The organism is Reichenbachiella faecimaris (assembly GCF_900176375.1).
Lineage (GTDB): Bacteria > Bacteroidota > Bacteroidia > Cytophagales > Cyclobacteriaceae > Reichenbachiella > Reichenbachiella faecimaris.
Window position 1 is genome coordinate 984,260 of record NZ_FWYF01000002.1, and the last position, 21,480, is coordinate 1,005,739.

At 39.0% G+C, this 21,480-nt stretch carries 20 protein-coding genes; 14 read left to right on the forward strand and 6 right to left on the reverse strand.

Annotation, left to right across the window (positions count from 1 at the left end; translation table 11 throughout):
* Positions 1-27 precede the first annotated feature (27 nt).
* Genes B9A58_RS11980 through B9A58_RS11990 form a run of 3 tightly spaced genes read right to left on the reverse strand, consistent with a single transcriptional unit; the run spans position 28 to position 4,311 of the window.
* Entirely contained in the window at positions 28-2,358 is a 2,331-nt protein-coding gene (locus B9A58_RS11980; protein ID WP_084373077.1) for a polysaccharide biosynthesis tyrosine autokinase, read from the reverse strand.
* A 3-nt stretch (positions 2,359-2,361) separates the two neighbouring features.
* Positions 2,362-3,138, reverse strand: a complete 777-nt coding sequence (locus B9A58_RS11985) for a polysaccharide biosynthesis/export family protein (RefSeq protein WP_139793857.1) — start codon at positions 3,136-3,138, stop codon at positions 2,362-2,364.
* Between the two features lie 54 nt (positions 3,139-3,192).
* Positions 3,193-4,311 carry a glycosyltransferase family 4 protein gene (locus B9A58_RS11990; protein WP_084373079.1) on the reverse strand — a complete coding sequence of 373 codons (1,119 nt, stop codon included), beginning with the start codon at positions 4,309-4,311 and terminating at the stop codon, positions 3,193-3,195.
* A 140-nt stretch (positions 4,312-4,451) separates the two neighbouring features.
* On the opposite strand from B9A58_RS11990, the gene hflX reads away from it, so the two are divergent.
* On the forward strand, positions 4,452-5,621 hold the full coding sequence (hflX, locus tag B9A58_RS11995; RefSeq protein WP_084373080.1) for a GTPase HflX: 1,170 nt from the start codon (positions 4,452-4,454) through the stop codon (positions 5,619-5,621).
* Here the strand turns inward: hflX and B9A58_RS12000 are convergent.
* Complete coding sequence (locus B9A58_RS12000; protein WP_084373081.1) at positions 5,618-6,199, reverse strand: FISUMP domain-containing protein; 582 nt, start codon at positions 6,197-6,199, stop codon at positions 5,618-5,620. The genes hflX and B9A58_RS12000 overlap by 4 nt on opposite strands.
* A gap of 232 nt (positions 6,200-6,431) precedes the next feature.
* On the opposite strand from B9A58_RS12000, the gene B9A58_RS12005 reads away from it, so the two are divergent.
* The 9 genes from B9A58_RS12005 to rodA all read left to right on the forward strand — a co-directional run bounded on the left by B9A58_RS12005 (position 6,432) and on the right by rodA (position 15,819).
* Positions 6,432-7,133 (forward strand): hypothetical protein, encoded by a 702-nt coding sequence (locus tag B9A58_RS12005; RefSeq protein ID WP_084373082.1) that lies wholly within the window; start codon positions 6,432-6,434, stop codon positions 7,131-7,133.
* A gap of 9 nt (positions 7,134-7,142) precedes the next feature.
* Positions 7,143-8,015 (forward strand): geranylgeranylglycerol-phosphate geranylgeranyltransferase, encoded by an 873-nt coding sequence (locus tag B9A58_RS12010; protein ID WP_084373083.1) that lies wholly within the window; start codon positions 7,143-7,145, stop codon positions 8,013-8,015.
* A gap of 9 nt (positions 8,016-8,024) precedes the next feature.
* Positions 8,025-8,594 carry a phosphoribosylglycinamide formyltransferase gene (gene purN, locus B9A58_RS12015; protein WP_084373084.1) on the forward strand — a complete coding sequence of 190 codons (570 nt, stop codon included), beginning with the start codon at positions 8,025-8,027 and terminating at the stop codon, positions 8,592-8,594.
* 85 nt (positions 8,595-8,679) lie between these two features.
* A complete protein-coding gene (gene purH / locus B9A58_RS12020; protein ID WP_084373085.1) occupies positions 8,680-10,206 on the forward strand; it encodes a bifunctional phosphoribosylaminoimidazolecarboxamide formyltransferase/IMP cyclohydrolase in 1,527 nt (508 codons plus the stop codon).
* A 105-nt stretch (positions 10,207-10,311) separates the two neighbouring features.
* Entirely contained in the window at positions 10,312-11,340 is a 1,029-nt protein-coding gene (locus B9A58_RS12025; protein ID WP_084373086.1) for a rod shape-determining protein, read from the forward strand.
* A gap of 5 nt (positions 11,341-11,345) precedes the next feature.
* On the forward strand, positions 11,346-12,161 hold the full coding sequence (gene mreC / locus B9A58_RS12030) for a rod shape-determining protein MreC (protein ID WP_084373087.1): 816 nt from the start codon (positions 11,346-11,348) through the stop codon (positions 12,159-12,161).
* Entirely contained in the window at positions 12,154-12,669 is a 516-nt protein-coding gene (locus B9A58_RS12035) for a Rod shape-determining protein MreD (protein ID WP_245827071.1), read from the forward strand. The genes mreC and B9A58_RS12035 overlap by 8 nt, the downstream gene beginning before the upstream one ends.
* 1 nt (position 12,670) lies before the next feature.
* Positions 12,671-14,557 carry a peptidoglycan D,D-transpeptidase FtsI family protein gene (locus B9A58_RS12040; protein WP_084373088.1) on the forward strand — a complete coding sequence of 629 codons (1,887 nt, stop codon included), beginning with the start codon at positions 12,671-12,673 and terminating at the stop codon, positions 14,555-14,557.
* Positions 14,554-15,819, forward strand: a complete 1,266-nt coding sequence (rodA, locus tag B9A58_RS12045) for a rod shape-determining protein RodA (RefSeq protein ID WP_084373089.1) — start codon at positions 14,554-14,556, stop codon at positions 15,817-15,819. The genes B9A58_RS12040 and rodA overlap by 4 nt, the downstream gene beginning before the upstream one ends.
* On the opposite strand, the gene B9A58_RS12050 is transcribed toward rodA, so the two are convergent.
* The gene (locus tag B9A58_RS12050) at positions 15,820-16,425 is read right to left on the reverse strand and encodes a hypothetical protein (protein WP_084373090.1); all 606 of its coding nucleotides are present in this window, start codon (positions 16,423-16,425) and stop codon (positions 15,820-15,822) included. It lies immediately after the preceding gene.
* Between the two features lie 52 nt (positions 16,426-16,477).
* Positions 16,478-17,566 carry a hypothetical protein gene (locus tag B9A58_RS12055; RefSeq protein WP_084373091.1) on the reverse strand — a complete coding sequence of 363 codons (1,089 nt, stop codon included), beginning with the start codon at positions 17,564-17,566 and terminating at the stop codon, positions 16,478-16,480.
* 31 nt (positions 17,567-17,597) lie between these two features.
* On the opposite strand from B9A58_RS12055, the gene B9A58_RS12060 reads away from it, so the two are divergent.
* The 4 genes from B9A58_RS12060 to recO are packed head-to-tail and all read left to right on the forward strand — an operon-like array spanning position 17,598 to position 21,457.
* Positions 17,598-17,921 carry a 2Fe-2S iron-sulfur cluster-binding protein gene (locus B9A58_RS12060; protein WP_084373092.1) on the forward strand — a complete coding sequence of 108 codons (324 nt, stop codon included), beginning with the start codon at positions 17,598-17,600 and terminating at the stop codon, positions 17,919-17,921.
* A 5-nt stretch (positions 17,922-17,926) separates the two neighbouring features.
* Complete coding sequence (locus B9A58_RS12065; RefSeq protein WP_084373093.1) at positions 17,927-18,529, forward strand: thymidine kinase; 603 nt, start codon at positions 17,927-17,929, stop codon at positions 18,527-18,529.
* Positions 18,471-20,765, forward strand: a complete 2,295-nt coding sequence (gene porZ, locus B9A58_RS12070) for a type IX secretion system anionic LPS delivery protein PorZ (protein ID WP_176214766.1) — start codon at positions 18,471-18,473, stop codon at positions 20,763-20,765. Before B9A58_RS12065 ends, porZ begins: the two co-directional genes overlap by 59 nt.
* Positions 20,765-21,457, forward strand: coding sequence for a DNA repair protein RecO (recO, locus tag B9A58_RS12075; RefSeq protein ID WP_084373095.1), 693 nt, complete (start codon positions 20,765-20,767; stop codon positions 21,455-21,457). The genes porZ and recO overlap by 1 nt, the downstream gene beginning before the upstream one ends.
* Positions 21,458-21,480: the final 23 nt, after the last annotated feature.

Here is a 21,480-nt window from a genome sequence, read left to right on the forward strand (position 1 = left end):
TAAGTATCTGTTAATCGTTAGCTTCGCTTAATCTTCGTAATAGCCATATCCATAACCATACCCATAAGATCCCTTGCCAGATTTCACTCCATTGAGTATGACAGAGAGGTGTTCGAATTTGTTATTAGAAATCAGACTATGGACGGATTTGAGGTAAGAACGTTTCGAATAATCTGCTCGTACCACGTAAATTGGAAGATCGGCTTTTTTCATTACCAATATACCATCAGTCACTAATCCGACTGGAGGTGAATCCAAAAATATGACATCATATTTCTTTTTCAGCTTTTCAAGAAACTCGTCAAACCTTGGGCTAAGCAGAAGTTCGGATGGATTGGGAGGCATAGGCCCAGCTGAAATAAAATGAAGATTTTCAAGCTCAGATTCTTGAATACAGTCTTCCACCTTTTCTTTACCTATCAAAATCGTACTCATTCCTTTTTGAACTTTTTCAGATTCAAACGCAATGTGTACTTTAGGCTTACGCATATCCAGATCCACAATTACTACTTTCTGTCCGGCGTATGCGAATACAGCTCCTAAGTTTACGGCAATAAAAGTTTTCCCTTCACCACTTACGGTTGACGTGACTGAAACCAACTGATTTTTACCATTGGTAGCCATAAACTCCATATTGGTACGAATCGAGCGCAGCGATTCGCTGATAGAAGATTTTGGATTATTGGTTACTATGAGCTTGGAATTGGCCAGTTTTTCCTGTTTGTAATTAGGAATGAGCCCCAAAATAGGTGCATGCATGATCTTTTCTAGCTCTTTTTGACTGGTAATCTTATCGTGCAACAAAAATTGGATAGCTACAAATAATATACTTATCATAAGCCCAACCACAAGTCCTAATCCATATATAAGTAGGCTTTTTGGGTGGATAGGTGTGTTAGCCACTGAGGCTGGAGATAAAATCACAAAATTGGTGACTGTACCAGCTCGTGCGATTTCCAATTCTATTTTGCTCTGAATAAGAGAAAAATAGAACTCTTCCTGTAGTGTATATAGGCGTCTGTTCTTATTGTAAGAGGTGCCCATGGAAGGTAACTCAACAAAATTGTTCTCTAAAATGGTTCTCTTTTTATTTAGATCTGCCAAGTCTTGAGCCAGATTGTTTTTGTAGGCCAACAATCGTGAATTTGCCGAATTTTTAGCGATTTCTATTTGCTGATCAAGCCGTTTTATTACTTGAGTGTTCTCATTGTAAGAGTTAAGTTTTAAGGCACGGTCATTTACCAAATCATTATAACTGTTCACCAGTTCGGTAATTCGCGTCGGCATTTTAAAGATGCTGACTTGTTGGCCATTTCTGAAGTTTTCACCCACAAGATCCACTTCTGCCAAGTGCTCCCGCAAATTGTAACGTTGAGAATCAAGTTCGTTGAGCAGTGCAATGGTTTTGGTCAAGTCGCTCGATAAATCAGTTGTTCTATTTTTAATAGTAAACTTTTCAAAGTAATCTTCATACTCCACCAGCTCCTTGGAGGTTTTAGCCATTTGGGTTTCCAGAAATCTAATTTTTTGTTCTACGGCTTGATTTTTAGCATTCTTGGTGAAAGCCAAATATATGGTGTCAATGGCTTGAAGTAAGTTTCTGGCTTTGGTCTGGTTGAAGTCAGAAAGAGAGATTTTTATCGTGTTGGCATTGAAGTTGATGGGTTCAACAGTGACATGAGATTCCAGGTAATTAATCAGTGATTCTTTGCTGTTTAGTACAAAATAGAAATCAATTAAATTTTTCTGATCATCAAAAAAATTGGTTTTCTCTAAAGTAAAACTAAAGTCCTTTGTCACTATTGGATTCCCAAATTGCTGTTTCTCCCCAATTCGTCCACCCAGATACTCTGAGGAAATATAGAAATCAGTTTCGTTTAATATTTCAATATCGAAGCGCTTATCAAGAAGGGCTGAATTTGTCAAATCATATTGTACCTCAAATGGTGAATTGCCATAACGCTCGTCTACCAGATGACTTCTGCCAGGATGATAGTAAGAAATACCCATCCCAATGGCGTCCACTACTTTACTAAAGAATAGTCTTGACCTAAGAATTTCTATCTCCCCTGCTATACCCTTGATATCTTGTTCGAGCGGATTTTGAAGGCCTAATAAATTAGCGTCATTTTTAATGTCTAATTTCAGAATCGATTCGGCACTATATATGGGTTTGGTGTACCTCATATACAAGAAGGAAAGACTCATTGTTGTGATCAAAATTCCGAGCACCCATGGCCAACCTGAAGCAAAAACTTGCCTAAATTTTTCAAAATCGAAGTTCTCAAACGCACCGTCATTTTCAGGGTTATGATGACTGCGTATGTCTTGAGGAATATGTACGTTTCTAGGGTTCAAGGATTATAAATTTTGTAATACTAGAATGAGTGCTAACGTACTGCTCAATAAACTTAGAAGAGGGGCTACATCCTTAGTGCCTTCAATGAATGGCCTTCTCCAGGGTTCGATATAAATAATGTCGCCTGGCTCGATGTCCAGCATGGATTGTTTCATGCCAGATACAGTAGATAGGTTGATTTGATAAATTTCTGGATTGGAAAGCTTACCACGAATGACTTTAATATTTTGCGACTTTGAGCCCATATCCAGCCCTCCAGCTATGGCCAGCACTTCTACAAGTGATACATTCTCATTGGTGAGTGGGATAATTTGCCCACCTGTGGGTGTTGCTCCTAAGACTACTACCCGTTTGTTGCTAAACTGTAGTTTTACAAATGACTGCTTATAGAATTCATCATATTTTTTTTGAAGCATGAGTTCAGCTTGGTCAAGCGTCAGACTGTCTACTTTAATTTGACCTACTATGGGAAACTTTGCTGTACCATCTGTTTTCACCAAGTAATTAAATGTGGGTCTGTTTTTAAGACCCTGCACATTTTGTTGGAGCTCATTATTTGGGTCTACGATTCTCTCCCCATCGTTGGTAAATACATCAAGTGAAAGCATGTCATCGACCTGTATGAGGTAATTTTTCTCGGCCTGCCTCACAGCAGAAGTTAAATCTTGTTCTGTAAAATTGTCGTCCAATTTGAACATAACATCCTGCTTGTATGCTTTGCAGCTAACCAGGAAAATAACAATGGCAATTGGAAAAATAAAAGCGTTAAACCTTTTCACTATGAGTTGTTTTGGAAGATTTCCATTCAAATCGTAATATAAAACAGAACAAATTTATACAGTCGATAATTGATTCATAATATTTGAAAGATGTTTTAAATATTGGTTGATAACAATTTGCTCATCAAACTTACTTTCAATCAGTTGTCTCCCCTTTTTTCCCATTTCTGAAAGTTCTTCTTCTACCATGTCACAAATCATATTCATTTTATCAGAGAGGTCTGCTGCGTTTCTGTCTTTGCATAGGAGGCCAGTCACTTGATCTGACACCACTTCTTTGCATCCAGCTACATTTGTAGTAATAACGGGTCTACCCATAGCTGCAGCCTCTAGCAAGGTGCGTGGAGTACCTTCTCGATAAGACGGCAATACAATACAGCTGGCCGCTTCAATATAGGGTTTGACGTTGTCTGTCTCACCTAAGTATTCTACAAAGCCATTGTCATGGGCCTTGGCTATTATTTCTTCTGGAATACCTCTGGCATGATCAGGATCCAATTTACCCAACAGTTGAAATTTTGCATCTGGATATTTCTTAAGTGTTGTTTCTGCAGCTTCCAAATACTCTAAGACCCCTTTGTCGATAATGAGTCTGGAGATCATAAGAAAGACTTTTCCGCCTGTGATAGGGGCTGTTTTTGTGAACGCCGTTAGATTGATGCCTGACCCTGGCAGTAAGTCCATATTGAGTTTGGGGAGATCAATTTGGGAAAGAAATGCCTCCTGGTCGTCTGCATTTTGAAAAAATACCAGGTCAGCTTTTGCGAAAGCATGTTGGTAGAGTTTTTTGGCTATCCAGGAAGAAATACTTCTGGAAAGAAAAACAGTCCCTAGGCCACTGACATTGTTGATTACTGGAATTCCCAGGGACTTGGCAGCCAATGTCCCATATATATTGGGTTTTACAGTATAATGAAAAGCAATGTCAGGCTTTTGTTGTTGGTATACGGCTTTTAATTGTTTAAAAAGGGAATAATCCCTAAAAGGATTTGAACCCGTATTGTCCATTGATATGGACACAAAATGACATCCTTCTTCCTCAAGTTTTTTTGAATAGTCGTCTTGAGGAGCTATGGTGACTACTGTATGTCCTAGTTTCAAAAGCTCTCGAATCAATCCCATTCTGAAATTATAGATGTTCCATGAAGTATTGATTGTTATGGCTATTTTCATTCTCTAATTCTAAGGCAAAGACATTACTATGTTGCCAAATATATTTAGCCGAGCGATTATGTAGAGTATAGATCGACGAATATTCTATTTTACTTGATGGAAATCCTAAGAATTGAACAATTTTGCAAAAATCGCATGAAATGGGAGATTATTACGAAACCAAGAAGGAAGTAGAGAAAGCTGTTTTAGTAGCTCTCTCGCCGAGTAGGCAGTCAGAGGAAAAAACGGATGAGTACTTGGATGAACTTGAGTTTCTGGCAGAGACCTTGGGTATTAAGACAAAAAAAGCGTTTGTTCAAAAGCTGGATAAGCCTGATATCAGGAGTTTTGTGGGCAAAGGAAAACTTGAAGAAATCATAACTTACGTCAAAGACCAAGAGATTGATGTAGTGATTTTTGATGATGATTTATCTCCCTCCCAACTCAGAAATTTAGAAAGAGAACTGGAGGTCAAAATTTATGATCGCAGTTTGCTTATTTTAGATATTTTTCTGAAAAGGGCTCAAACTTCGCAAGCTAAAACCCAGGTAGAACTCGCGAGGTATCAATATTTAATGCCAAGACTGACTCGCATGTGGACTCACCTCGAAAGGCAGCGAGGTGGTACAGGAACTAGAGGAGGTGCCGGTGAGAAAGAAATCGAAACGGACAGACGTATGATTCGTGATCAAATTTCTGTTCTAAAGAAAAAGCTTGTTAAAATTGATAAGCAGGGAGAAACCAGAAGAAAAGCTAGAGCTAATGTAGTGAGGGTGGCACTTGTAGGATATACCAATGTTGGTAAATCTACCATCATGAACATGCTCTCAAAAGGAGATATTTATGCAAAAAATGAGCTGTTTGCCACTGTTGATTCTACGGTAAGAAAAGTGGTCATCAACACCATTCCTTTCTTGTTATCTGATACGGTAGGGTTTATCAGAAAGCTTCCACATAATCTTATAGAGTCGTTTAAATCTACATTAGACGAAGTACGAGAAGCAGATATTCTTTTGCATGTAGTGGATATTTCACACCCTTCATTTGAAGAGCACATGCAAGTAGTAAATGATACCTTACAAGAATTAGGGGCTGCTGACAAGGAGATGATTGTTGTTTACAATAAGATTGATCAGCTGACTTCTCCAGATGAAGAAGAAGGTTTCGATTTTGTGGCAGGTATTGATACCACAGCAAAAAACAAAACGAACATATTTATCTCAGCAGTGAAGAAAACTAACACTGCAGAATTCAGAAAGGTGATTTTTGAAAAAGTCAAAAACCACCACATGAAAATTTATCCTAATTATCTAGCTCCAGAGTACTATTAGTAATCCTTCACGCAGCGACAGCTGTTCATATTTCGTGCGCTAATCACATCATGCGCTACTTCATTATAGTCGGCATAGAGTGAAATAAGACCTGCAGTCTTCTTATTTCCAATTTCAGCATCCCACAAATGAGCAGTCTTCCCAATGTCACTAAATTGTCCTTCGACATTCGAAAATCCTCCCATTAGAATGTTCAAATTGCTTGCACCGCCTTCCTTAAGAGCTGAAGCAGCCGTTTTGTAGCCGCCATAGTTCAACATCAATTCTTGCCATTCAAGCTGAGTGGAGAGATGCCAACCTTCTGGACAGGCAAGTTTCGCATCTACCCAATTATATAAACGCCCGAACTTCCCGCAGTACGCAGGGTAGTTTTTGTAGCATACTGAACCCTCGGTTTCGAAATTCAAGTTTTCAGCCATCCATTCTCTTTCAATAAAAATGCCGCCTTCTAGTTCTATTCTGATCACGGCAGATTTGTAAGTTTTCCCATCTCTAGAGTCAGTAAAAGAACTCATCTCTTGGGCAAAGGCCCCGAAACAAAGTGAATAAATGGTAAGTAGAGTAAAGATTCTTTTCATGTTCGATTTATTAAGGTTTAATCGAGGATTAGTTATTAATTCTGAAAATAATACAAAAATTGGCTATATCAGACCAAAAATATAAAATTTCTATGACTCGACCTCATTTTGCAAATCTTAAACAATGTATTAAATTTAACAAATATCCATACCAAATGGAATTATCTGCTAATGAGGAAGTTATATATTTCAAAACTAAATAATCTATATTTCAGAATAAATCTAACTTGAAATGATCCAAAGGAATATTTCTTCTTATCTACCAATAATTTATCTGTTTACTGTTCTACTCAGTATTTTCATTATCCATTTAGGTGAAGTGATAGGGGCACATTATTATCAGATTGAAATTAGGAATATAGACAAGAACAAGAAAAAGGCTTCATTTAAGAAAACCAAGAAAAAGGCGATTTCAAAAATTAGCGAGAATGAGACACTAAAAGCAGATACTGTCTTAGTGAGTACTGAAGAATTGAGCACTTCTAAAGACTCAATAAAAATGGAAGCAGCTACTGTAAGCGACTCTGACTTCATTTCAAATTTGATTGGTGAGTATCATTCCAAATGGAAAAATTCTAAAGGGAGAATATCTAGAACGGATGTGGTAATCAGGTACTACAAGAAAAATAAGGATGAAGATCGGGTATATAAGTTGCGAGATCTTGGTTTTTATATCCACGAGCGGCCAGCTGAAGATGATTTTGATGATTACGAATCCAACGCTATTTTTTATGGGGATTCGATAAAAAGAGAAGACTTGATTTTAATCGCTCATAATTTGATACAAAATGGAGTTAAGCTTCAGAGCTTGACTTTGTCAAAGTTCCATGCTGCCTGGAAGGCTCATTCTGTAGAAATTGGTACAGATACCACAGCCCTTGGCGAAAAGCCATTAACCCTTGCCACACTTAGAAAAAAGTGGGAGTCTATGTAGCTTTGATATATGCAAAGAAGGTCTCATATTCAGTTGCTCATAGATGCCCTACGACTGAGCAGATTCAACAATCTGATCATTATTTTTATCACCCAATATGCAGGAGCCATTTTTTTGCTCAATGCTGATTTATCTATCTGGTATGTCATTGGTGATTTCAAGTTTTTTATTCTTGTGGTTAGCACGGTTATTATTGCCGCAGCAGGATATTATATCAATGATTATTATGATATTAAAATCGACCTAATCAATAAGCCTGAGCGGGTTATCGTGGGCCATACAATCAAACGGCGTCCAGTCATGATTGCCCATACTACGCTAAATGCAGTTGGTATTCTTTTGGGAGCGACAGTTTCGCTTTGGATTGGAGTTATCAATTTGATTTGTGCTTTTCTGCTATGGTGGTATTCAAATCAGCTTAAGCGGCTTCCTTTTATAGGAAACTTTGTGGTAGCTGGCTTGACAGGGTCTACCCTTTTAGTGCTTTTGGTTTACTACAGATCCCCAGATTTGTTGACTATAATTTATGCCATATTTGCCTTTGGCATTACGCTCATTAGAGAGATCATCAAGGATATTGAAGACATGGAAGGCGATGCTAATTATGACGGCATGACGTTGCCTGTGTATTTTGGCATGCGGAGAACGAAGATTATAGTATTGGTCATTATTGTGCCTTTCGTCACCAGTTTGATTGTGTTCTTGCTTAAGATTCAAAATCAGTACTTACTGTATTATTTTGCCACACTGACAATTCCCTTTTTATACTTTGTTTACAAGCTCATATATGCCGATACCAAAAAACATTTTGCTTACCTAAGTAGCTATTGCAAATGGCTTATCATTGCAGGAATTTTCAGTATGGTCATTCTAAAATTCTAAAGTGTTTCAATGAAAAGACTCGCCATTTTTGCTTCAGGTAGCGGTTCTAATGCTGAACAGATTACTAACTATTTTCAAGACAAAAAAGAGGCAAGGGTAGATTTGATCTTAACGAACAAACCCAATGCCTTTGTCCTTGAGCGTGCCAGAAAACTCGGAATTGAAAGTTTGGTTTTCAATCGAGAGGCTTTTTATCGTTCAGATGAAATCATTACAGCGCTGAAGGACAGAAAAATTGATTTAGTTGTTCTGGCGGGATTTTTATGGCTAGTGCCGAATAATCTTATTGCGGCATTTCAGAATAGAATTGTCAACATTCATCCTGCACTACTGCCTAAATATGGGGGTAAAGGCATGTACGGAGCGCATGTTCATCACGCAGTGGTTGCCAATCGGGAAAAAGAAACAGGAATTACCATTCACCTGGTTGATGAAATTTATGATAATGGCGAGATTCTTCGACAGGAAAAGTGTGAAGTATTGGCGTCAGATACACCAGAAAATGTGGCAGAAAAGATTCACAAATTGGAATATGAATATTTCCCAAAAACCATCGAAGCGTATCTTTCCACATTTTAGCGATTTAGAGGGTAAAACTTTAACGTATTTTTCCACATCTGCTAAATAAATAAGTACTTTTGCCCCTTATTTTTAAAAGGGGAAAATGGGATCAAAAAAAATTAAATCAGCACTTATTTCTGTCTTTCACAAAGACAATCTTGACAATATCGTCAAAGTACTCGCCGCCAATGATGTAACCATCTATTCTACTGGCGGGACGCAAAAATTTATTGAGGATTTAGATATTGCAGTTACCCCCGTAGAGGATCTTACTGCTTACCCTTCTATCTTTTCAGGTCGCGTCAAAACCCTACATCCAGCCATTTTCGGAGGCATCTTAAACAGAAGAGAAAACACCAGCGATCAGGAAGAAAAAGCCACACATAATATTCCAGATATAGATCTTGTGATTGTTGACTTGTACCCATTTGAAGCTACTGTAGCTTCAGGAGCAAGTGAAGCTGATATTATTGAAAAAATTGACATTGGAGGAATTTCATTGATTAGAGGAGCAGCAAAAAATTTCAATGATGTACTCATTGTTTCGTCAATGGAGCAATATGAAGAGGTTCAGGGTATGTTAGATTCTCAGAACTGCGAGACTTCATTAGAGCAGAGAAAATCTTTTGCTTGCAAAGCATTTGACATCTCTTCGCATTACGACTCTGCGATCTTCAATTATTTCAACAAAGAACAAGAGGAACCGTCTTTCAAACAAAGTGTAAGACATTCTCAGTCCTTGAGGTATGGAGAAAATCCACACCAAAGTGGTAGTTTCTTTGGAGAGTTGACAGAGTTATTTGATCAACTCAATGGCAAGGAACTCTCATACAACAACTTAGTAGATGTAGATGCAGCAGTAGCCCTGATGAGAGAGTTTGAGGGTGAGACCGCATTTGCTATTATCAAGCATACCAACGCTTGTGGAGTAGCCAAGGGTACAGATGTGAAGGACGCATACCTAAAGGCACTATCCTCAGATAACGTATCTGCTTTTGGAGGGATTTTGATAACAAATAAAAAAGTTGATTTGGCTGCAGCTGAAGAAATCAACAAGTTGTTTTGTGAAGTGCTGATTGCACCTGAGTATGATGAGGAAGCTGTGAAATTATTGAAGTCTAAGAAGAATAGGATTATTCTGAGAATCAAAGATATGACTCCTCGTCCAGTTCAATTCAAATCTTTGCTAAATGGAGTAATCGTTCAGGATGCTGATTTGAAAACAGATACCAAAGAAGACTTGACGATCGTCACCAAAAAGGCCCCAACTGCCGAGCAAATCGAGGCCATGTTGTTTGCTTCTAAAATTTGTAAGCATACCAAATCTAATACTATCGTATTCACGAATAATGACATGATGCTTTCGAGTGGTACGGGCCAAACAAGCAGAGTAGATGCTTTGAATCAAGCTATTGAAAAAGCTGGGAGTTTTGGAATGGATTTGAATGGTGCCGTGATGGCGTCAGATGCCTTTTTCCCATTTCCTGATTGCGTAGAAATTGCCAACAATGCGGGCATAGCTGCCGTGATACAACCAGGAGGCTCTATCAAGGATCAGCTATCAATTGATTATTGCGACGAGGTGGATATGGCTATGGTTATGACTGGCACTCGTCATTTCAAACACTAAGTATTCAATAACCTAATATCAATTGTTATTAGTATTGATTACCTAATTTTTTGTGCGTAATTTGTGATCTTTTGATCACCAAAAATATTTGAGTCAACTAAAGTTATGGGAATATTTGATTTTTTCTCGAGTGATATTGCGATTGATTTGGGTACAGCAAATACCTTGATCATTAGCAAAGGAGAAGTAGTGGTGGATGAGCCTTCTATTATTGCTATTGATAAGTCTAAAAATAAGGTGCTTGCTATTGGTGCAGAGGCGATGCAAATGCACGAGAAAACACATGAGAGTATCAAAACCATCAGACCGCTTAAAGATGGTGTAATTGCAGACTTTCAGGCTGCTGAATCTATGATTCGTGGCATGATCAAAATGATTGATAAAGATAAGAAGAGATTATTCCCAGCTTCTCATCGAATGATCATTTGTATTCCGTCAGGTATTACTGAAGTAGAAAAAAGAGCCGTGCGGGATTCGGCCGAGCATGCAGGAGCTAAAGAAGTATTTATGATTCACGAGCCTATCGCTGCGGCTATAGGCATTGGTATAGACATTGAAAGACCTGATGGTAGCATGATTGTCGATATTGGTGGTGGTACCACAGAAATTGCTGTTATTGCTTTGTCAGGTATAGTTTGTGACCAGTCTATCAGAGTGGCAGGTGATGCCTTCAACAAGGACATACTTGATTATATGAGAAGACAGCATAATTTGCTGATTGGAGAAAGAACTGCCGAGAAAGTGAAAATTCAGGTGGGGTCAGCTTTGACTGAGTTGGATGAAGGCCCTGAGGATTTTGATATTAGAGGGAGAGATTTGATGACGGGTATTCCTAAGGTAATTAAGCTGTCCTACTCAGAGGTGGCTTTTGCGATTGACAAATCAGTATCCAAAATTGAAGAGGCAGTACTCAAAGCACTAGAAATAGCTCCACCAGAATTGTCTGCTGATATTTATGACAATGGAATTTACCTCACTGGAGGAGGTGCTTTACTCAGAGGTCTTGATAAAAGATTGGGAATGAAGACAAAACTACCTATCCACATCGCCGAGGATCCATTGAAAGCTGTGGTTCGCGGTACTGGCAAGGCATTGAAAGAATTGGAGCGCTACCGTGCCGTATTAATGCAATAAGATAAATGGAAAGACTCTTCCAGTTTCTATATAAGTATAGAACTTTCATCCTGTTGGTCGTACTGGAGGGAATCTGTTTTTGGATTATTGTCAATTCAAACAACTATCAGGGAGCGAAATACTTTACCTCATCCAATCGTTTGATTGCCTCTATCACATCTGCTTCGGATCAGGTTGGCGACTATTTCAATTTGACAGATCAGAACAATAGATTGGCCGAAGAGAATGCCAGGCTTCGTCAAGAATTGCTACAATTAACGGACTCACTTTATATGGCAAGGTTCGTTTTGGATTCTAGTCATTTGGGTATCAAGGCCAAAGTGATAGATAATTCGCTCTTTTTCAGGAATAATTACCTGACTTTAAACAAAGGGTCTGAACATGGAATTGAGCGTGGGATGGGTGTAGTAGGGCCAGATGGTGTAGTTGGCCAGGTGTTAAATGTTTCGAAAAATTATTCAACTCTTATTTCTGTCTTGCATGGCAAATCTATGATTTCAGCACATCACATGCCCACTGGGACGTTGTGTTCTGTGGTTTGGAAAGGAGAAGATCCATTGTATGCGGATTTGGAATATTTGCCCAGACATATTTCAATAGCCCCAGGAGATTTGATTAGTACATCTGGTTACAATTCGATCTATCCAGAAAATGAAATGATAGGTGTCGTTACAGACGTGAACTTGGAAGATGATGCTACTTTTTATGAGGTAAAAATTAAACTCGCTACAAATTTTTACACACTTACGCATGTCTATCTATTGAAATTGACTGGGCAAAATGAAATTGATTCTTTAAACCTACAACTCGAATATGAATAGGTTTAATGTTTTCGGGGGGTTATTTAGAACTTTGCTGCTCATTCTGGCACAAGTCATTTTATTCAAAAATTTGGTGCTTTTTGATAGTGCCTTTTGCTTTGGGTATATTTTGATATTTCTGATGTTGCCCATGGATACCAATCCTATCGTGCAACTTCTGGTTGGGTTTGTCGTGGGAATAGTTATTGATTCTTTTTACAATACACTTGGGATTCATGCTGCTGCCAGTGTGCTTTTGGTTTATTTGAGGATCTATTGGTCTCGAGTGATGACACCAAGTGGAGGGTACGATTCGGGCCCCAAAATCAATTTGAGAACACAGGGTCTAGGGTGGTTTGTAACCTATACTTATCCGCTGATCTTTGTACATATTTTGCTGCTTCTATTTATAGAGGCAGCTGGCTTCGGATTATTTTGGCAAACCTTAACCAAGGTATTTTATAGTTCTGTTTTTACGTTAATTATCATTTTGATCATTCAATATTTGTTTTATAAAAAGATGAAATAGCATGAATGAAGATAGAAAATATATTGTCAGGATAGCGATTGTTTTGGTCGCAGCTGCGTTCTTGATTAAGCTGTTTTCTATTCAAGTATTAGACGACAACTATAAGGCTGCTGCAGAAAGTAATATCATTCATACAGTTACCGAGTATCCCTATCGTGGGCTGATATTCGACAGAAATGGTAAACTTTTGGTCTATAATGAGCCTATTTTTGACCTTGATGCAGTGCCAAAAGAACTACATATCAAGGATACCCTGATGCTAAGTGGGATGCTGGGGATCGAATATGAAGACTTATTAACTAATCTTCAAAAAGCAAAACGCTATTCTTCTATCCAGCCTACGACTATCGTGAAGCAGGTGCCCAACCATGTTTTTGCCCAAGTACAGGATCAATTAGTGGATTATGATGGGATCTATCCAAAAGCAAGAACAATCAGGGGCTATCAATACAATAGTTTGGCCAACGTGTTCGGATACATTGGCGAAGTAAGCAAGCGCCAGCTGGATCGAGACACCACCAACTACTACAAGAGTGGTGACTATATGGGAATTACAGGATTGGAATCTTCATACGAAAACTATTTGAGAGGGAAGCGAGGTGTCAAATACAAAATGGTGAATGTACGAAGGGTAGAAAAAGGTTCCTTTAAGGATGGTGAGCTAGATACACTGGCGATCTCTGGCGAAAACCTCACCTTGAGTATAGATATCGACCTACAAGCTTATGCCGAAAAACTCATGGAAGGCAAAATAGGTAGCGTAGTAGCCATTGAACCAGCTACTGGTGAGATACTAACATTCGTCTCTGCGCCTACTTATAATCCAGGAGATCTTGCTGGCCGAAATTTCAGTGGAAATTTCAAAGGACTCAGTACAGATAGCCTAAAGCCACTGTTTAATCGTCCATTGATGGCAATGTATCCTCCGGGCTCTATTTTTAAAATTGTTCAAGGCCTTATTGCTCTGGAAGAAGGAGTGATTGGTGCCTATGATAAAATCTATTGTGACCATTCTTTGATTGGAGATCATGCGCCTCAAGGAATATATGACATGAGAAGAGGCATTATGCTTTCATCAAATAATTATTTTGCCAGAGTCTTTCGTTTGGTGATCAATCAACACCCGGAGATGAGTCAATTTGAACAAGCTCCTCTAGGATTGGCCAATTGGAAAGAGCAAGTAAGTCGATTCGGATTAGGAACACCATTAGGAATAGATCTGCCCAATGAAAAATCTGGCTTCATGCCTGGCCCCGATTATTATAACCGCGTATATGGGACGGGCAGGTGGAAGGTATCCAATTTGACTTCTTTGAGTATTGGCCAGGGCGAAATTTTAATGAATCCCATACAAATGACCAATCTCGCGGCCATAATGGCTAATAGAGGCTATTACTATAAACCGCACATTGTAAAATCCATTGGGGAGTCAAATTATCTGCTACCAGAGTATCGGGAGAAAGTGGAGACGGGTATCAGTGCAGAGCACTTTCCAGTAATTATCCAAGGCATGGCAGATGCCCTGAGCGGAACAGCCCCGAGAGCAATTGTACCAGATATTGAAATTTGCGGTAAAACAGGAACAGTAGAAAATCCGCATGGAGAGGATCATTCTGTATTTATGGCGTTTGCCCCTAAGGATGATCCCAAGATTGCAATTTCAGTTTTTGTAGAAAATGCAGGATGGGGAGGCCGAGCAGCTGCCTCAACTGCAAGCTTGCTCATTGAAACTTATCTAAAAGGGTCACACAAACGTCAGTGGTTGGAAGATTATGTCTTGCTTGGTGATTTTCGTGATCGAAAAAGAAAAACACCAGCAGCTCCTGTTTTGATAGATTCAGTGGGCACAGAAAATAATCAGGTACTCGAAAGCGAAGAGGTACAATGAGGGGAGAGAGCATATTAGATAGAGTAGACTGGACGACTATTACTTTGTATTTCGTCATGGTGCTTTTGGGTTGGGCCAGTATTTATGCAGCCGTGTATGATGAAGAAAATGCTGCAGACCTGATCTCACTTGCCTTTAACCCGGGCAAGCAGCTGATATGGATGGGTACAGCCATGATCATTATCATTGGCGTGATGAGTTTGGATTTTAAGTTTTACGACTATTCGGCTTATGTGATTTATGGTGTAGTGATTGTGTTGCTAATTGCTGTGCTTACAACAGGAACGGTCGTGGCAGGCTCTAAATCATGGTTTCAGATTGGAAGTTTCAGATTGCAGCCAGCTGAATTTGCCAAGTTTGCCACTGCACTAGCCTTGGCCAAATATTTGGGTGATGTGCATGTCAAGTTCGAAGAGATCAAAACTCAGCTCATTGCCTTAGCCATTTTAGGAGGCCCCATGCTACTCATTCTACTTCAAGGTGACGCAGGGTCGGCCATGGTTTTTGGTTCTTTTTTAATCGTACTTTTTAGAGAGGGAATATCGCCTATCTATTTCATACTTGGTATTGCATTTGTTGTACTATTTATTCTAACGCTACTAGTCAGTAAGACCGTATTATTTATTGCCACTACTGTGATATGTGTGATCATGATTGGTGTGTCTTTCAAGCATCCTAAACGAATTGTTGCTACAGTGGTATTGGGTGCTTTGGTATTTGCGACTGTCATTAGTGTGGATTTTCTGATGACGAATGTGCTTAAGCCTCACCAGAGGAGTAGAGTAATATCTTTGGTAAATCCAGATGCTGATCCATTAGGGGCAGGGTGGAATGTGACTCAATCTAAGATTGCGATAGGTTCTGGAGGTTTTTTTGGTAAGGGTTTCTTAGAGGGTACACAAACCAAATTTGACTTTGTACCAGAGCAAAGCACTGACTTCATTTTTTGTACGATAGGAGAAGAACAGGGGTGGTTTGGTAGTCTGGTACTGATTTCTCTTTTTGTGATACTCCTTTTTCGAATTTCCGCGATTGCGGAACGGCAAAAATCTAAATTTGCTCGGATCTATGGGTATGGGGTGTTGAGTGTTTTCTTTTTTCATTTTGCCGTCAACATTGCCATGACTATAGGATTTTTTCCAGTAATAGGCATTCCACTACCTTTTTTTAGCTATGGGGGTTCATCGTTATGGTCTTTCACGATTCTGCTATTTATCCTTATTAAGTTGGACTCTCATCGCATGCAGATTTTGATGCGCTAATCAGCTTGGAGGAATTTTTGAAAAGGTAGGATCATTGATTTTGACTTCATAGAATTCAAAAAAATATTCATTCTTCCCTCCCTGAATGATTTGTACCTGCATCGGAAATTCAAATTCTTGTACTTCTTCCCATTTAGAAAAGAATATTTCAATCCGTTCCGTTTCGTCAAATGGATTTGTGATTTGGAAGCTTTGCACTCTGTCAGAGTTTTCATGGAATATAAAATCAACTTCATTTCCAATTGTGTCGAAATATTTACCGTCCACATAATTAAAAACAAGTTTTGGATTGTGCGATATCATGTGAAATGAATGCCCTTTACCCACGGATATTTCTCTAGATTCTGTCCACCTTTCTATTGTATCACTAGTGAGGACAAATCCTAATGTGTCACCATAAATGATAGCATCATAATCTGGATAATCGCTTGGGTAACTTTGATGGAAACGGGTATACCCATCAGCTGTGGCGTGCAATTCTGTATGGTATGATCTGGTTGGCCCTTTGCACCTGGCTTTTGATGTAATAGAATATAAACTACTAACTTCTGGTTTTGAGGAACAACCTATTACCAGTAGGAACAAGAAAAATTTAAAGTTTGCCATAGGGTCACATTTCATTTGAAACAATGATAAGTGCCAAGTCCCTATCTGACGATTATCTAAACCTCTTAAAGATTACTTTGAGCAATTCCTTGACCTCATCCGAGTTCATATCCCAATCGTATTTTTTGGCATAATTCTGTACCAGCAGCTCGACTGATGAGTCAAAGGAATCACAGTCTTCAACTTGATCCATGGCTATTTCATAATCTTTGTCATGGCCTTCAAAAAGATCGTTGACAAACATATAGCGCTGATTGATGTTGATATTGTTTTTAAGATTTGACAGCGACTTAGTTTCTAAAGCTGCAGCTACTGTTTTGGCCTTCTCTTTTTCCTCGTATCGTTGATTCAAAGTTTTGATGTCTCCCTTGTATTGTTGGTTTATACTATGAGATTCAGCCTCTAACTCTTCTTTTTCAACAGGTTCGAATTCATCATTGATTTCGTCTTGAGAAGTGGATTCTTCAGGCGCAACGGTCTCAATTTCTTCTAGTGTATCCAAAGGCTCGGGCATTGGGAATTGCTCAGGGTCTACTTGTTTGTCTGTCACATTGAGAGGCAGAGTTGAATTGAACAATTCGGTGATATGTTCTATTTCCTGATTGGAATCAGTGTAAGACGCGAGGGCGCTTTGGATGGCCGACTGCAAATCATTTCCTTGATTGAGCCTACTCCATAAATCCTCAAATAGCGCCTTGTGTAATTTGATGTATTTGCTACTTGCCTTGAGCTCTCTACTCTTATCAACGCTTGCGGTTTTGGACAATTCCTTGGTGTAATAGCTCGCTGGATCATAGAGTAATTCCAAAGTTGCCTTTACTGACTTCTCAAGTAGTGGTTGAAAATGCTCTTTGTCTATTTGTATATGCTTAGATAGCGTGTTGATAAATGCTTTAAGCGCCTGATTTACGTCCTCGTTTTTATAATCGAAGTAAGGGCTTCTAAATTTTTTAATTTCGTCCTGCCATTCATCAAACAAGGCCTTCAGTATAAAGAAATTGACCTGCTTAACTGGCGTAATCGAAATAATTTGCTGACCTGATATAGAGTCATTTTGGCTAAAAAATTCTTCGGCTATTTTGGCTGAGTAAGACTGGCTGTAGGTGTTTGTGGCTTCTTGATTTAATTTGCTACCGTGCATAATATTTGCTTCTTTTGCTAAGTTAAAGAATATGCCGAAAATCGTTATACAAAACCTTCACAACAAGGAGATTTTCATCAAAAACGAAAATAAGAATCTTTTAGATATAATACATGAAAATTATATCGATTGGATGCACGCTTGTGGAGGAAAAGGTAGGTGCACGACCTGTAAAGTTCAAGTCTTGGAGGGCTTAGATAACTTCTCTGAAGAGTCTGAGGCGGAATTAAAATACAGGAGAATGAAACGATTGGCAGACAATGAAAGACTATCTTGCCAATGTCAGATCCATGGAGACATTCTCGTGAATGTGGCAGACGAAAATAAATTCAATCATATCCAATACTCTGACTAAATCGAATGTTTGTCGAACCCAGAATTGATAGTTTCAAAGCAGATCGTAAAGGAGCTGGTTGGATTGAAGTGATTTGCGGCTCAATGTTTTCGGGCAAAACAGAAGAACTTATTCGCCGCCTCAACAGAGCCAAAATAGCGAAACAAAAAATTGAAATATTTAAGCCTGCAGTAGATACGCGATACCATGAAACCAGTGTGGTCTCTCATGATGAATCTTCTATTAGATCTACACCCGTACAATTTGCAGATGATATATTGCTTCTTGCCGGCAATAGTGACGTGGTTGGAATTGATGAGGCACAATTCTTTGATCTGGAGCTAATTCATGTGGCCAGAACTTTAGCAAACCAAGGGAAAAGAGTGATTCTGGCAGGTCTTGATATGGACTTTAAAGGAGAGCCATTTGGCCCGATGCCTAGCTTAATGGGCATTGCTGAATTCGTAACCAAGGTACATGCCATTTGCATGAAATGTGGAGGTGTGGCTTCTTATTCTTATAGGTTGACAGCCTCGGACAAAAAAGTGCTCCTAGGTGAACATGATGCTTATGAAGCAAGATGTAGAAATTGTTTTTACCAAGACTTTAAGGATGAACCAAAGAGCTAACGCGCTGATTCTTTTTTTTCTGTTCCTAACTTTCGACAGCTATGGTCAGGAGTTGATCCCTATGGGAACTTGGCGATCTCATTTCAATTATGAGCAAACCCATCTGGTTGAAAAAACAACATCTAACGTTTTTGCTGCTACAGCACAGGGTTTGATGTATTATGATCCTGAAGATGAGAGTGTAAATAAATTAACTAAAGTTGATGGGCTAAGTGATGTAGGCATTAGTGCTCTGGCATTCAATGGAGAAGACGAATATCTGGCGATAGGTTATCAAAATGGAAATGTTGATATCATTACTTCTGACGGAATTCAAAATTTACCAATCCTTCTCAACAGTGATATCACAGAAAGCAAAAAAATTAATCATATTTCATTTTACAATGGCAACATGAATCTATCCACGGATTTTGGATTGTTGGTATTAACTCCAGAAAACCAGGTAATAGAGGCTTATCAAAACTTGGGAGAAAACGGTGAAATCATAGCTGTGAGAAGCTCAGCCATACTATTGGATGTCATGTATTTGGCAACTGAGGAAGGGGTGTTGGCTGGGGAACTCACCACAGGAGATAACCTACAAGATTTCAACAATTGGGAGAGGTATAAAACAAGTCCTGTCTATAATATCGACATATTGTCAATTGCACAATCAAGCGGAAGCATATTTGCGGCTTCTAACAATACGGTATACAAATTTGTAGGAGAGCAATGGGTAGAAATAACCATAGATGCAAGTTTGGGGAACTCGTTAAAAAAAATCCGAGCTGGATTAACTGGGCTACTTGTTCTTGCTGAAAGTGATTTCGGTTATATAGATTCTGGTTTTGATGTTTATCACAATGTTGAAGTCCCAGAAGGAGCCGTTATAAATGATATTCTAGAGGAGCCTAAACAAGAACCACACACCTATTGGTATGCTGACGAAAACCAGGGCTTTTCAAGGTTTACGACATGGCCGACTTATTCTGATGTGCATTTTACTCTTGATGGTCCGCTGAAAGATGTGAATAAACTAAAATTAGTTGATGGAGATGTCTTTTCTTTTTCTGAACTGGATACAGATTATAACAATCCCGTTTCTAATAATCTAGGCTATTCAATGTTCAGCAATGGCGAATGGAAAACCATCAAGCCTGATGAAATCGAAGAACTTTCAAACATCTCAGATGCCATGAGCACTAAGTATGGGGTTTTGATTACTTCTTTTGGTGATGGAATACTAAATAGTGAAAGCAATGAAGTCTTTGATTTTACCAATAGCCCCTTAGATGAAAGGGAAGCAGGAACTGGGAACACACTTGTTTCTGGGTTGGCTGCAGATCATTCAGACAACATTTGGATAGCTAATTTCAGCGTCAATTCTCTTCTGAAATGGAATGGTGAAGAAGAATGGGAGGCATTTGATTTTGGGACTTCTGCTGCTTCAGAACCTACGTCCATTAGAATTAATGAAAATAATCAAGTATGGATGTCTTTGGGTTTAACTGTTGGACAAGGAGTTTTAGCCTATGACATTGAGGCGGATGTCAGCAGGTATGTGACGGCTACCACTACCAGTCTACCTTCCAATCGTGTAAATGACATAGCCTTTGGGAAGGACAACGAAATCTGGTTTGCAACAGATCTGGGTATCGCGTATTTCCCTTTTTCTTTTGGCGTGATTGAAGACCAAACGGTCGACGTTTCACTTCCAATTTTTGAGCAAAGTATTTTGTTTGAAGATAAACAAGTGAATGCATTGGCAATAGATGGAGGAAATCGAATGTGGGTAGGAACGCAAGATGGCCTTTGGCTTTTTGAAGAGAATTTTGGCAGTTTAGAGGAGCATTTCACGGTTGACAATAGTCCATTGCCATCCAACAGCGTCAGAGACCTGGCTATCCACCCGGAAACAGCAGAGCTCTTTGTGGCCACTGATCAAGGAATGGTTTCCTACCGTTCAGAGGCTACAGAAGGAACGAATGTACATTATCAGGTGAAAATATTTCCAAATCCAGTTTTGCCAGAATTCGAAGGCCTGGTGGGAATGTCTGGTCTTGCTAATAATGTGCGTGTCAAGATTACAACCATTGCTGGACAATTGGTCAGAGAAATGAATGCCGTAGGTGGTGGGGCTTCCTGGGATGTGAGAGATTATACTGGCCGCAGGGTAAGCACAGGTGTTTACTTAATTTTTAGCGCGGATCAGGAGGGTAAAGAGACTTTTGTTGGAAAAATTGCTGTCATAGACTGATGCTCCAAAAGACAAGAGGCATAGTACTTAATTATATCAAATACAGAGAAACTTCTATTATCGCTCGAGTCTACACAGAAAATTTTGGTATCCAATCCTACATCATTAATAGCGTAAGAAGCCAGCGTTCTAAAAAAGGGTTGGCTCTGCTACAGCCTCTGACCGTTCTCGACATGGTGGTTTATTTCAAAAATCAGAAGTCAGATGGATTGCAAAGAATTTCTGAATATAAGCCAGCCCACAGTTTCACCTCCATCCCGTTTGATATCAAAAAATCGGCAGTAGCGTTATTTGTGACAGAATTACTTACTAAAGTGCTCAAAGAAGAAGTGGATCGGGGACAAGTCTTTGAATTTTTATTTCAATTTATATTGACGTTAGATCAAAGAAAGGATGGTTTTGAAAGCTTGCACCTTTATTTGATGGTGCAGCTTACTCATTACATTGGGTTTGGGATACACAACAAAAAGGAGCTTGAAAATGATGGGCTTGTGTCGGAAATTTCCACGAGTTATGAAGCCATATACACGGGTGTTCTAAAACTGAATGAAAGTAAAATTTCTGATGATTTTGACATTCAAAATATGCTGAGACGTGACATTCTGAACTACATGATTGAATACTACAAACTACACGTTGATGGATTTAAGGAGCTAAAATCTTTGGATGTTTTAACTCAAATATTTCGATAGGCGCACAGCCGTTCCCGAAAGAA